This is a genomic window from Exiguobacterium sp. s64 (assembly GCF_018618035.1).
GTDB lineage: Bacteria > Bacillota > Bacilli > Exiguobacteriales > Exiguobacteriaceae > Exiguobacterium > Exiguobacterium mexicanum_A.
The window spans coordinates 554,078-566,652 of the sequence record NZ_JACSLH010000001.1 but is presented as its reverse complement, the minus strand read 5'-3'; the positions used below and the strand labels follow the sequence as shown (position 1 = coordinate 566,652).

At 54.9% G+C, this 12,575-nt stretch carries 15 protein-coding genes and 2 pseudogenes; 6 read left to right on the top strand and 11 right to left on the bottom strand.

What is annotated here, in order from left to right:
* The 4 genes and pseudogenes from KNP64_RS02940 (at window position 1) to KNP64_RS02925 (ending at window position 2,535) form a co-directional block, all read left to right on the top strand.
* A complete protein-coding gene (locus KNP64_RS02940) occupies window positions 1–414 on the top strand; it encodes a nucleotidyltransferase (protein WP_214791452.1) in 414 nt (137 codons plus the stop codon).
* A 9-nt stretch (window positions 415–423) separates the two neighbouring features.
* A pseudogene (locus KNP64_RS14820) lies at window positions 424–567 on the top strand (P-loop nucleotide/nucleoside kinase family protein); the annotation flags it as partial.
* A 208-nt stretch (window positions 568–775) separates the two neighbouring features.
* The gene (locus KNP64_RS02930) at window positions 776–1,534 is read left to right on the top strand and encodes a transporter substrate-binding domain-containing protein (RefSeq protein WP_214710276.1); all 759 of its coding nucleotides are present in this window, start codon (window positions 776–778) and stop codon (window positions 1,532–1,534) included.
* Entirely contained in the window at window positions 1,531–2,535 is a 1,005-nt protein-coding gene (locus KNP64_RS02925) for a pyridoxal phosphate-dependent aminotransferase (protein WP_214791455.1), read from the top strand. Before KNP64_RS02930 ends, KNP64_RS02925 begins: the two co-directional genes overlap by 4 nt.
* 33 nt (window positions 2,536–2,568) lie before the next feature.
* Here the strand turns inward: KNP64_RS02925 and KNP64_RS02920 are convergent, their stop codons facing one another.
* On the bottom strand, window positions 2,569–3,123 hold the full coding sequence (locus KNP64_RS02920) for a maltose acetyltransferase domain-containing protein (RefSeq protein ID WP_034777394.1): 555 nt from the start codon (window positions 3,121–3,123) through the stop codon (window positions 2,569–2,571).
* A 90-nt stretch (window positions 3,124–3,213) separates the two neighbouring features.
* On the opposite strand from KNP64_RS02920, the gene KNP64_RS02915 reads away from it, so the two are divergent.
* Window positions 3,214–4,137 (top strand): DUF7916 family protein, encoded by a 924-nt coding sequence (locus KNP64_RS02915; protein ID WP_034777393.1) that lies wholly within the window; start codon window positions 3,214–3,216, stop codon window positions 4,135–4,137.
* Between the two features lie 42 nt (window positions 4,138–4,179).
* On the opposite strand, the pseudogene hisIE reads toward KNP64_RS02915, so the two are convergent.
* From hisIE to KNP64_RS02865, 9 genes and pseudogenes are all read right to left on the bottom strand, one after another.
* Window positions 4,180–4,817, bottom strand: a pseudogene (gene hisIE / locus KNP64_RS14955) (bifunctional phosphoribosyl-AMP cyclohydrolase/phosphoribosyl-ATP diphosphatase HisIE).
* Window positions 4,766–5,533: an imidazole glycerol phosphate synthase subunit HisF gene (gene hisF / locus KNP64_RS02900; protein ID WP_214763939.1), complete on the bottom strand. Its 768-nt coding sequence runs from the start codon at window positions 5,531–5,533 to the stop codon at window positions 4,766–4,768. The pseudogene hisIE and the gene hisF overlap by 52 nt, the downstream one beginning before the upstream one ends.
* Window positions 5,526–6,239 (bottom strand): 1-(5-phosphoribosyl)-5-[(5-phosphoribosylamino)methylideneamino]imidazole-4-carboxamide isomerase, encoded by a 714-nt coding sequence (gene hisA, locus KNP64_RS02895; protein WP_214791459.1) that lies wholly within the window; start codon window positions 6,237–6,239, stop codon window positions 5,526–5,528. Before hisA ends, hisF begins: the two co-directional genes overlap by 8 nt.
* Window positions 6,217–6,804, bottom strand: a complete 588-nt coding sequence (gene hisH, locus KNP64_RS02890) for an imidazole glycerol phosphate synthase subunit HisH (protein WP_214763938.1) — start codon at window positions 6,802–6,804, stop codon at window positions 6,217–6,219. The genes hisA and hisH overlap by 23 nt, the downstream gene beginning before the upstream one ends.
* Complete coding sequence (gene hisB, locus KNP64_RS02885; RefSeq protein ID WP_138859524.1) at window positions 6,801–7,388, bottom strand: imidazoleglycerol-phosphate dehydratase HisB; 588 nt, start codon at window positions 7,386–7,388, stop codon at window positions 6,801–6,803. Before hisB ends, hisH begins: the two co-directional genes overlap by 4 nt.
* Window positions 7,375–8,388 (bottom strand): pyridoxal phosphate-dependent aminotransferase, encoded by a 1,014-nt coding sequence (locus KNP64_RS02880; protein ID WP_214791461.1) that lies wholly within the window; start codon window positions 8,386–8,388, stop codon window positions 7,375–7,377. Before KNP64_RS02880 ends, hisB begins: the two co-directional genes overlap by 14 nt.
* Entirely contained in the window at window positions 8,385–9,602 is a 1,218-nt protein-coding gene (gene hisD / locus KNP64_RS02875) for a histidinol dehydrogenase (protein ID WP_138859526.1), read from the bottom strand. Before hisD ends, KNP64_RS02880 begins: the two co-directional genes overlap by 4 nt.
* Complete coding sequence (hisG, locus tag KNP64_RS02870) at window positions 9,599–10,207, bottom strand: ATP phosphoribosyltransferase (protein ID WP_034777382.1); 609 nt, start codon at window positions 10,205–10,207, stop codon at window positions 9,599–9,601. Before hisG ends, hisD begins: the two co-directional genes overlap by 4 nt.
* A complete protein-coding gene (locus tag KNP64_RS02865; protein WP_214710981.1) occupies window positions 10,204–11,127 on the bottom strand; it encodes an ATP phosphoribosyltransferase regulatory subunit in 924 nt (307 codons plus the stop codon). Before KNP64_RS02865 ends, hisG begins: the two co-directional genes overlap by 4 nt.
* 109 nt (window positions 11,128–11,236) lie before the next feature.
* Here KNP64_RS02865 and hisJ point away from each other — a divergent pair, with 109 nt between their 5' ends.
* Window positions 11,237–12,049: a histidinol-phosphatase HisJ gene (hisJ, locus tag KNP64_RS02860; protein WP_214791463.1), complete on the top strand. Its 813-nt coding sequence runs from the start codon at window positions 11,237–11,239 to the stop codon at window positions 12,047–12,049.
* A 162-nt stretch (window positions 12,050–12,211) separates the two neighbouring features.
* On the opposite strand, the gene KNP64_RS02855 is transcribed toward hisJ, so the two are convergent.
* The gene (locus tag KNP64_RS02855) at window positions 12,212–12,568 is read right to left on the bottom strand and encodes a hypothetical protein (protein WP_034777378.1); all 357 of its coding nucleotides are present in this window, start codon (window positions 12,566–12,568) and stop codon (window positions 12,212–12,214) included.
* Window positions 12,569–12,575 lie beyond the last annotated feature (7 nt).

The following is a 12,575-nucleotide window of genomic DNA, read 5'->3' as shown; positions in this document are numbered from 1 at the left end:
ATGAACAACGTCGAAGACATCAAACGTGAAGCCCGGGCCTTGCTCGACAGCGGGCCAGAGGCTTGGGCGGACGAGACGATCGAGATGAAACGATACTTTCTGACCGATGTGCTCGATGACTTGATTGGATGCACAAGTCGTGCAGAGGGCTTGTTCATCGCGAGCGCCCTCGCCACGTTGGTCTGTGAGTTCATCCTGCGCACGAATCGACAATGGATGGGCTCCTCCAAATGGACATACCGCGCTCTCGACCGCTACGATACGCATGCAGCCCGAGAGCTCGTCGCTGCCCTCGAACGCTATTATCAAACGAACGAACCCGACGCGCTCATCCGTTACGTCGATGAGACGCTCTCCCCGTTCGGCGGCCGGTTGTTCGCCGGATTCAGCCGCGGGAAATCAAACGAAGCGTGAGGGTACTCCATGTTCTTTCTTCAAATGTCCGGTTTCCCTGGGTCCGGCAAATCGACGCTGTCTCGGGAAATCGCTCGACGACTGGATGCGGTCATCGTCGATCACGATGTCACGAAGACGGCACTGCTTGAATCGACTTCACAACACCGTTTATGCATACGCTTACAATTGATACGGACCGCCCCCTCGAGACGTATTTACCTGACGCCATCGCCTATCTCCAGGCGATGGATTGACCACCTGAAGCATCCTGTGACTTTTTCTTGGATGTATTTTTTTAATCGTTTTTGTATTTTTATGCTTTACAATTAATAATCATACATATACACTTAGTCTCATATCTTGAAGGAGGAATTCATACATGAAAAGGTGGGTCATTACAGGGGGATTAGTGGCAAGTGCATTACTAGCAGGATGTAGCCAAGAGACGACGGGCGAAGAGAAAAAAACACTCGTCATGGGGACGAGCGCCGATTACTTCCCGTATGAGTTTGTCGATACGGCGAACGGGGATGAGATTGTCGGATTTGATATCGAGATCGCCGAAACCGTCACGGAACGCCTCGGCTACGAACTCAAAATTGAAGACATGGACTTCGGCAGCCTGCTCGGGGCACTAAACGCCGGACGTGTCGACTTCGTTATGGCCGGTATGACGCCGACCGAAGAGCGGAAAGAAAATGCCGCCTTCTCGGATATCTACTTGTCGGCGACGAACTTAGTCATGACGAAAGATGAGTCACTCGAGTCGATTGAGGCGCTCGCCGGCAAGAAAATAGGCGTCCAAACCGCTTCGATTCAAGAGAACATCGCCAAAGACCAAGCTCCGGAGGCAGAGCTCGTCTCATTGAACAAGATTCCAGAGATCGTCCAAGAGTTGAATACGGGTCGGATCGACGCGATGGTCATCGAGGACACGGTCGCCCAAAAATACTTGGACCAAGACGCCGGACTGTACACGTTCGCCTTGAAAGAAGATGGCGAGAAAGGTTCAGCAGCCGCCTTTAAATTGGAGGATGACCTTCGCGATCAGTTCAACGAGGAGTTGAACAAGATGATTGACTCAGGTGAAATCGACAAACTCGCCAAAAAATGGTTCTCGATGGAGCCGACGGAATGAGACCAGTCTCGCTGCCGATTTATCCAGTCACCTATCCAGACGGGTACCGTTTGAATCAAAACGAGAGTCAGTTCCCGGTGCCGTCCCGCCTCTATGACCAGCTCGCGACGATTTCGTTCCAAGACTTGCATGAGTATCCGGTCCAACCGATTGACGAGTTGTTCACTCGTTATGCGGCCTACGCCGGTGTCGAGCCGAATCAATTGCTCGTCGGTTGCGGCAGTGACGAGATGATTCACGTCGTCACCCAGGCGCTGTTGGCACCGGAAGACGTCGTCTTGTCACCGAGCCCGGATTTCGCACTCTATCCGATCTTCACGACAATCGCGCACGGTCGTCACGTGCAAGCCGATGACCTGTCATATGACGCACTCGTCCAGGCGATCACGCAACACACACCGAAGCTGTTGCTGTTGTCGAATCCGAACAATCCGACCGGAAAATTGTGGAGCGTCGCTGAATTGACCGAACTCGCGGGACTCGTGCCGTACTTGATCGTCGACGAGGCCTATATCGACTTCACACCGGCGTCGAGTATGGTGGCTCACCTTGATGCATTCACGAACGTGATTGTACTGCGGACGTTATCGAAGGCGTTTGGCCTGGCCAACGTCCGCCTCGGTTTCATGGTCACGACGACCGAACTCGCCGCTTATTTCCGTCAGTTCGTCCCGCCGTTCAACATTAGCGGTGTCAGCGCGAAAATCGCCAACATCTTTTTACAAGATGCGACGTATCTCGATGAGGCCATCGCATGGCACGCCGACATGCGCGGACAGTGGACTGACTTGTTCGCCACGATTGGACACGTCCATCCCGCCGAGGCGAACTTCATTTACGTCACGCTCGATGAGCCGGAGGCCGTTTGGGCCCACCTCGTCGCGCATGGCGTTCACACATCGAAACAACCGAACGGGATTCGCATCACGCTCGGCAATGAATCTGCTCTCGAAGCAGCACGTCAGGCACTGGTCACCTACGCGTCACAACCGACAGCATAAGCAAACGACCCGACATCACGTCGGGTCGTTTCGTCATGGTATGAACTTGAGCACTTTCGCCGGATTCCCCCCGACGACGGCACGGGCTGGCACGTCTTTCGTCACAACGGCGCCAGAGGCGATGACGGCATCGTCCCCGACTGTCACCCCTGGGTTTAGAATGGCACCGCCGCCGATCCACACCCGATGTCCGACCGCGACCGGCTTCCCGTATTCAAGACCCGAGATCCGTTCGGTCGGGTCGAGCGGATGCGTCGCAGTATACACATGGACACCCGGCCCGAGCATGCAATCGTCACCGAATGTGATCGGACAGATGTCGAGGAATACGCAATCAAAGTTAGCGAAGAACCGTTCTCCGAGATGAATGTTATAACCGTAGTCGCATTTGAACGTAGGCTCCAAATAAAACGAACTTCCGGTCGAGCCGAACAGCTCCGCTAACACTGCTTTTCGGTCGTCGAGTTCATCGATCCCGGATCGATTAAATCGTTCCGTCAAACGCCGGGCCTGACGCCGGTCGGCGACGAGTTCCTCGTCCCCGGCCAAGTAAAGCTCGCCCCGAATCATCTTTTCTTTTTCAGTCATCTGCATCTCCCCCTATTCTGTCATCATTATAGAGGAATTTCTAGCGAAATGGGGAATAGGAACATGACGAACTAGAGGAGGAATAGACAGATGAAACGAATTCTTGATTGCAGAGCCAGTGATTTCTTGACGTTCAACCGCTCGGATTTGATTGGATCGATTCGCAAAGCCGAAGGCCGGACCGTACTCGCCGAAGTCATCCCGACCGTACAACCACTCTATCCGGAAGTGACGAACGCCGAACTCGCGCGGGCGTTCGGTGCCGACATGATTCTTTTGAACATGCTCGACGTGTTCCACCCGTACATAAAAGGTCTCGAAAGCCACGCCTTGTTCGGAAACATGCCGGGCGAGACGATGTCTGACAATCCAATCATGGAATTGAAGCGGCTCGTCGGTCTCCCGCTCGGGGTCAACCTCGAACCGGTCGACTTCTCTGAGAAATCGGAGGATATGTATGATGTGAAACAAGGACGGCTCGCGACACGGGAAGCGTTCGCCAGAGCGTCAGAGCTCGGCATCGACTTCATCTGCCTGACCGGAAACCCGAACACCGGGGTGACGAACGAGGCGATCGAGCAAGCCATCATCAACGCGCGCCAAGAGTTCGCGGGCGTCATCATCGCCGGGAAGATGCATCAAGCCGGCGTCGGCCGTGTACTTGATCAAGAGGCGTACGTCCGTTTTGCTGAAGCCGGGGCCGATATCATCTTGATTCCAGCGCCCGGCACCGTTCCTGGCGTCCGTGAAGATGAATTCTATGAAGTCACGCGCGAGATTCAGGCGTTGGATAAACTCGTCGTCGCCGCCATCGGCACATCACAGGAAGGGTCCGATGAAGCGACGATTCGTGACATCGCCTTGTCCTCGAAGCGCGGTGGGACGGACATCTTCCATATCGGCGATGCTGGGCTGTCCGGAATCGCCACACCGGAGAATATCCAGGCGTTATCGATTGCGATTCGGGGACGGCGCCATACGTACATCCGTATGGCCGCCTCGGTCAACCGCTAATCAAAAGGAACGAAGCCGATTGTGGCTTCGTTCCTTTTTGTGTTACCAGTCGGTGACGTCTCGGCGTGGTTTCGCCGGAGTCGTCGTCCCGTGCCGTTTGGCGAGGAGCGCCTCAACGTCTTGTAATGACACGCCTTTGGCGGCGAGCAAGACGAGCAGGTGGTACAAGAGATCGGCCGACTCTTCGACCAAATCTTCATCGTTCAGCGCCGCGATGACGACCTCGAACGACTCTTCCCCAAACTTCTTGGCAATCTTGTCGACACCTTGGTCGAATAAATAAGATGTATACGACCCTTCTTTCGGTGACGCCTGTCGTTCTTGAATCAACTTCTCTAATTCGTGAATCATCCTTCCACCTCCGTGAAAAAGCAGCTTCGATTTCCCGTATGGCACGTCGGCCCATTGGCACGGACACGGACCAACAACGCGTCTTGATCGCAATCGACGTGGATGCTCTCGAGTTCGAGCGTATTTCCGCTCGACTCCCCTTTCATCCAGAGTCTCCCTTTCGAACGTGACCAGAACGTGACCGTGTTCGTCTCGAGCGTCTTCTGAATCGCCTCCTCGTTCATGTAGCCTAACATGAGGACGGCGTCGTCTTTGGTCGACACGATGATGGCTGGAATCAATCCATTGTCGTCGTAACGAACCGCATCGGCAAGTTGTGCTCGCTGCATACGTGTTTCACCTCTTCCACTGTCGTTTTCCGGTCATGCAAAATCGAGGCGAGTAGCGCCGCATCGACCTTCTCGAGCGCGTCGACGACGTGATTCGCGTTCCCGGCACCGCCAGAGGCGATAATCGGGATATCGACGGCGTCCCGGAGCAAATCAAGGATTCGCAAATCGTAGCCGCTCTGCTTTCCGTCCTGATTCATTGACGTGACGAGCAGTTCACCCGCCCCAAGTGCGGCCACTTGCTTTGCCCAATCGACGGCCCGCAACTCGGTCCGGTTCTTCCCGCCATACGTATAGACAAAGTACTCGTCGTCTTCGAACTTAACGTCGATGGCGATGACGATACATTGTGACCCGAACCGTTCGGCCGCTCGTTTGATCAAATCGGGTGATTCGACGGCGAGCGTGTTGAGCGACACTTTGTCGGCCCCAGCTTTTAAGAGCGAGGAAATATCCTCAAGCGACCGAATACCGCCGCCGACCGTGAGCGGGATGAACACTTTCCGGGCGACGGCACTGACGACGTCAAGCATCGTCTGCCGGCGTTCCGTACTCGCAGTGATATCGAGAAACACGAGCTCATCCGCACCGGAGGCGTCATAATACTTGGCAATCTCGACCGGGTCGCCGATGTCACGTAACGCGACAAACTCGATCCCTTTGACGACACGACCGTCTTTGACATCAAGACACGGAATGATGCGACGTTTAAGCATGGCGCGCCTCCCACTCGATTAAGTCATCAAGACTGACTTGTCCGGAGAGTAGTGCCTTCCCGACGACCGCCTCGTCGATGCCGGCCGCTTGAAGCGCCTCGACGTCAGCCACGGTCGTCACGCCACCCGAGGCGATGATCGTGACTGAAACAGCATCACGGAGCGCCTTCATCCGCTCGAGGTTCGGTCCGTTCAATTTCCCGTCCGAACCGATATCCGTATAGAGAATCGTCTTGACCCCACGGTCGACGAGTTCTTTCGCGGCATCGATATCTTTTAAGTCGGTCGCTTCTTGCCATCCGTTGACGGCGACGATGCCATCATAGGCGTCGAGGGCGACGGCGACACGATCCCCGTACTTCGCGAGCGCCCGGTCCAAGAAATCCGGGTCTGTAAACGCCTTTGTCCCAAGCAAGACACGGTCGGCGCCGGTCGCCATGACCGCATCGAGCGCTTCCTCGGAACGGATGCCTCCGCCGGTCTGGACGAAGAAGCCGCACGATTTGGCGAATCGGACGACATCAAGATGTCTCGGTTCGCCGGCTTTCGCCCCTTCGAGATCAATCAAGTGAAGCATCGGAACGCGCCCTTGCCATTCCTTCAATTTTTCGTATGGGTCGCCATACTGTTCTTCTGTATTGAAATCGCCTTCCGTCAAGCGGACGATTTTTCCGTCAATCAAATCAATGGCCGGTAGTAATCTCACGTTCGACCGCCTCCTTCCATTCTGTCAATAAACGTAATCCGAACGCGCCGCTCTTCTCGGGATGAAACTGCATCCCCGTGACGAGTCCTTTTTGCACGATGGCTGGCACGGTTTCACCCATATAATCGGCAGAAGCGATCACATGGACCGGGTCGGTCACGACGTGATACGAGTGGACGAAATAGACGTCCTCGTCTCGCAAAATCGAGTTCCATCCGACGTGTGGCAGACGTTTCGCCCGCATCCGCTCGACGCGCCCTTCAATCAAACCGAGTCCTTCCGTCGGCACCCCTTCCGTGCTCGACTCGAATAAGAGTTGCATGCCGAGACAGATGCCGAGGAACGGCTTTTCATTCGCCGATCGTTTCAACAGCGGAATCAGCCCCGTCTCGCTCAGCGATTGCATCGCCTGCGGGAACGCTCCGACCCCAGGCAGCAAGATGGCATCAGCTGCCTCGATTTCCACTGGATCGTTCGTGATGATGACGTAACAGCCGATAGCTTGGAGTGCCCGTTCGACGTTGAACACGTTACCCATTCCATAATCGATGACCGCGATTTTCATCCTTCGATCAGTCCTTTCGTCGACGGCAATCGATTCGACCCGTCTTGCCCAATCGCCTCGGCGAGGGCGCGACCGAACGCCTTGAACAACCCTTCAATCATGTGGTGCGAGTTCGACCCGTAGAGGACCTCTAGGTGCAGTGTCAACCGGGCGTTCATCGCCACGGCCCGGAAAAACTCTTCGGCGAGCTCGGTATCAAAGTCTCCGAGTTTCGGATTTTTGATATCGGCGCGGTAGACGAGGAACGGACGGCCCGATACGTCAACGACGGCACGCGCGAGCGTCTCGTCCATCGGCAAATAACTCGTGCCATAGCGGCGAATGCCGACTTTGTCGCCGAGCGCTTGATTGATTATCTGCCCAAGGGTGATCCCGACGTCTTCGACCGTATGGTGGGCGTCGACCCACGTATCCCCTTCGACATGGACCGTCAAATCGATTTGGCTGTGGAACGCGAACAGTGTCAGCATATGGTCAAAGAAGCCGACACCTGTCTTGATGTCACTTTGTCCTGTCCCATTCAAATCAAGCTTGAGCTCGATGTTCGTCTCTTTTGTCTCTCGTTTCGTCTCAGCTGTTCTCAAGTGAAGTCACCTCTTCTATCGTTTGTTGAAGCAAGCGGTACGCCTCGTCCGTGCCGGCACTGACACGAATCCCGTCTGCGAACGCGCGAACATGGACATCCTTTTCTAAGAAACGGGCGGCCCAAGCTTCGCTGTCCGGTGTTTTGACGTATAGGAAATTGGCACGGCTCGGTAAGACGTTTCCAATCGGTGCGAGCAACGTTTCAAGCTTTTGTCGCTGCGTTTGATGGAAGTTGATCGACTCCTCGATATATTCGGAGTCGTTCAACACGACCGTCGCCACGGCCGCACTCAGCCCGCTCACGTTGAATGGCGAACGGAACCGGTCAATCTTCTCGATTAAGCGCTCGTCGGCAATCATGAAACCGATGCGCAGATTCGCGAGTCCGAACGCTTTCGATAACGTACGGAGAATGATGACGTTCGCGTGGTCCGCGAGTCGGTCTTTGAATGAATCTTCCATCGTGAAATCGATATATGCCTCGTCCACGACGAGATATGGAACACGGCTGGCGACCGTTTCGAGTTCATCGAGTGACCACATCTTTCCCGTCGGATTGTTCGGGTTCGACACGAGCACAAGTTTCGGCCGTTCCGCCTCGATCGTCTCGAGCAATGATTGAATCGACAATCCGTCCGCATCCGGCTGCACAAAATTCCCGCGAGCGATATGCGTATAAATGCCGTACATCGAAAAATCGGGAATTGGGGCGGCGACGACGTCATCGGCGTCAAGGATTGCCTGACATAAAATGGCTAGCAGTTCGTCACTGCCGCTCCCGACCATGAGTTGTTGCGGATCCACACCAGCATATGTCGCATAACTTTGTTTCAGCGCTACCAACTCATCGACCGGATAATGGCTCAAATCGAGCGGAAGCTCTCGGATTGCCGTCTTTAACCGCTCTGGGAACTCATATTGGCTCTCGTTTTGATTCAACGCATGTCCTTTGACCGCCTGCGGGACGTAGCGGGGAATCGTCTCATAGTTCTGTCTCATACGTCCTCCAATCGAACCGCCATCGCTCGGGCGTGGCCGTCAAGTTGTTCTTGTTGTGCGATGCGAATCGCGGCGCGTGTGACACGTTCATCGAGCTCCGTCATCTGAAGGAACGTCTGTCTCCGGTAAAAATCATCGACCGAGAGGCCGCTCGAGAAGCGGGCCGTCCCGCTCGTCGGCAAGACGTGGTTTGGTCCAGCGATGTAATCGCCAAACGCTTCCGCGGCTTCATGACCGAGGAAGAACGAACCACCGTGACGGATGGCTTGCATATAGGTTTCCGGGTCGGAGACGGCAAGTTGCACGTGCTCGGCTGCCATCTCGTTGGCGACTTCGATTGCACGTTCGCTCGACATGATGCGTACCCCGCCTCGTTTCAATGCCTCGACCGCAATGTCACGGCGTGGTAGCTCGGCCAGCTGGCGTGCCAATTCCTGTTCGATCCGTTCGGCCAACTCGACTGACGTGACGAGAGCGAGTGCCGTCGCTTCGACGTCATGTTCGGCTTGGGCGAGCAAGTCGGCGGCGACCCATTTCGGATTGGCCGTCTCATCGGCGATGATGAGTACTTCAGACGGCCCAGCGACCGAGTCGATGCCGACGATGTGAGAGACGAGCGACTTCGCGGTCGCGACATAGGCGTTACCAGGTCCGACAATCTTGTCGACCGGTTTGATCGTCTCGGTGCCAAACGCAAGCGCGGCCACGGCTTGTGCCCCGCCGACCAGATGACACTCATCTGCCCCTGCGATTTTTGCCGCAATCAATAGCGACAAGTCGATGCCATCTGGTTTTGGCGGCGTCACCATGACGATCCGTTTCACACCGGCCACTTTCGCCGGGATGATGTTCATCAAGACGCTCGAGGGATAGACGGCCGTCCCACCCGGTACGTACACGCCGACCGAGTCGAGCGGCATGAAGCGACGTCCGAGTCTGAACATGCCATCTTCATACGCATCGTCTTGACGACGCTGACGCTCGTGGAACGTGCGAATGCGTTCGGCGGCGAGCATCAACGCCTCGGTCAACTCCCCGTAAGCTTCAGGTGGCGTGAAGGCTGTCAAGTCGACCGTTTCGATTACATCGACACCGTCAAATTTCTTTGTAAACTCTAGGAGCGCTTCATCTCCGTTCAACTCCACGGCCTCGAGAATTGGCTTAACTGCTTCCGCCCAGCTTTCACGCCGGCTCCGATTCGTTTCCGTGCTCATTTCGCTTCCTCCTTGCTTAAACGACGAATCCAGGCCTTCAATTCATCAGGATCGTTGGCGAGCGCCGTCTCACTCGTGATGAACTTGGCGTTCACCGTGAAAATCGTTTCGTATTCCTCGAGGTCGTTCGCACGAAGCGTCGCCCCCGTCTCGACGATATCGACGATGCAATCGGCGAGTCCTGTGAGCGGTGCGAGTTCGACCGAACCGTTCAACGCAATCACTTCAACGTTCTGTCGCTTCGAAGCGAAGTGAGAGATGGCGATATTCGGATACTTGCTCGCGACTTTCAATTTTTTCGTCCCATTCTTCCGTTCTTTTGGTCCACAGACCGCCATCCGGCAACGGCCGAACGGCAAATCGACGACTTCGAGAACGCCAGGCGTCTTCTCTCGCAAGATGTCGCCTCCGACGACGCCGACATCAGCCGCGCCGTGCATGACATATTTATAGACGTCATCCCCTTTGACGAAGATGAACTCATGCCCGTCGACTTCGACAGTCAGTTCCCGGCCGCGTTTTTCGGGCCAGACGGTTAATCCGACTTGTTCGAAATAGTCTCGGGCCGCTTTTTCAATGCGTCCTTTCGCGATGGCCACTTTCATAAAATCACCTCACCTAACTGTTCTAAATCAAGCGACAATCCGAACGCCCGTCGCGATTGGCCAAAATGTCCGTATAGCGAATCATAGCGACCGCCCGAGAGGACGCGCCGTCCGTCGATGCTTCCTGTCACCGTCAATCCTGAATAATAATCAAAATCGCCGGTCTGTCCAAAGTCGTACGATACGTTCAAACCGATGGCGCGTAAATGTTCGACCGCCCGCTCGACTTCATTGATCGCAGCCGTCAACCCTGGCTCGGCGACTTCTCGTAGTTCAGCGAGTGCCGAATCACCGATTAAGAACGGTAGCTTCGCGATTAACGGGTATTGGTACGTATCCGCGAGGTCACGAAGTGATTCCAAGTTACGGAGCGCCAAATATTGACGGAGCGTCCGCTCTGGGATCCCGGCCTCTTCCGCCACGGCCGCGACCAAGGCAGCCGAGCCGACTTGAATCCGAAGCCCGTCTTGCGGCAACACCCGCTCGGTCATACTGAGGAACGATGCAATCAGCTCCATATCGGGAGCGTCCCCGTCAATCCATTCAAGCCCGAGCTGTTGACGCTCATGCGGCTGACCCGAATGTTTCGGGGTACGCCGATAGACGGCACCGGCATAGGCGACCCGCATCGGTTCATGACCATCGGCGAGCTTCCGAGCGATTTGCAACGTATAGTCCGGACGCATGACGAGCAACTCGCCGTCATTCCCGAACAGACGATAATAGGCCGACTCATCGAACAAGGCCAAGTCTTGATAGTGCGAATAATATTCCACGAGCGGCGGCTCAATGACACTGTAGCCATTTGACTCGGCTCGCTCTAAAAATGACAACATCCACTGCTTCGGACGCAGAACGTCTTCCCCTTGCAATTCGTGCCATCCTTCCGGGATGGATCCTTTTGTATTGAACCAGATCATCAACATCATCCTTTATCTTATTATCACTTTACCAAACTAAAGTAGTGTGTTAAATTTATCAAACCAAGCCGTTGCTGTCAACCGGCGAACTCGAAAGGAATGTCGACTGATGATTGACTTTACCCGTGATGGTCACCTTCACACCCCATTTTGTCCGCATGGCTCATCCGATTCGCTCGAAGCGTATGTAAAGCGCGCCTTGAACCAAGGAATCAAGACGCTCACGTTCACGGAGCACGCTCCTCTCCCAGCCCGGTTTCAGGACCCGACGCCAGAACAAGATTCAGCGATGGCACTCGATTTGCTCCCTCGTTATATAGAAGCTTTGCAGACGTTGAAGTGGTCGTATCCCGAACTTGATCTCCGCATCGGTTTGGAGATCGACTATTTGCCCGGATATGAGTCCGAGACGCTGGCGTTGCTCGAGCCGTATGCCGACGTATTAGACGAAGCAATCTTGTCCCAACACTTTCTCCTCGTCGACGACGAGCTCCTGCCTATCGACTTCTCGGCCGACACGTTTGATGTGCTCGTCGAACATGTCGGCTCGTTCGAGGCCGTGATGAAACAATACTACACGGCGCTTGAGGCTGGCCTCGCCTTCCCTTGGGAGCGCTTGAAAGTGGACCGCATCGGACATATCGACTTACCGATCAAATATCAACACAATTACACGTGGGACCGCTCGAACGTGCAGGACGACCAGACGCGCTTGCTACAAACGATCGCTACGCGCGGTTTCGGTCTCGATTTGAACACGGCCGGGCTCCGCAAGCCCGATTGCGGCCAACCTTATGCCATTGACGTCGCGTCCGAGGCGGCCGCACTCGGCATCCCGTTCGTGCTCGGTTCAGACGCCCATATCGCCTTTGATGTCGGCGCCGGGTTCGAAATTATACAAAAAAAAGCCACGTTCCTATGAACGTGGCTTTTTCACAGCGATCTAGCTATCTAGATCCCCATTTTTGGTTGTCGATAACGATATGGCGTTCCATTTCTTCATCTATTGACAATAATACCATACTGAACCCGCATTGCAACCCGAAAATGAAAAAAGGATGACGTGGGTGTCATCCTTAAAAAGTTAGACCGCCATCTCGGCGTATAGGTCTTTTAACTCTTCCGTCGCTGCCTCGTCCATTTGTAACGCGACGAGTTCAACAAACCGGAGCGCCGGATCCGTATCCCCTGATAAGGCGACGATCTCAGCTGCGGCACCATCGAGCGCTAGCAAGATGCCCGAGACACCGAGCGTCGGATAGTAGCGAAGCAACGCCCGAACGTGCTTCAACTCCGAAACCTCATTTCCGTTGATCTTTAATGACTTAACGGCGAGCTCTTTATGCGTCCCGATGGCAAATTTATCTTCCCACACCTCTTCGAGTGTGATCAACGCTTCCACATCATAGGCACCATCTGTGAAACGAACTTGTTTTTCCATGTAACAT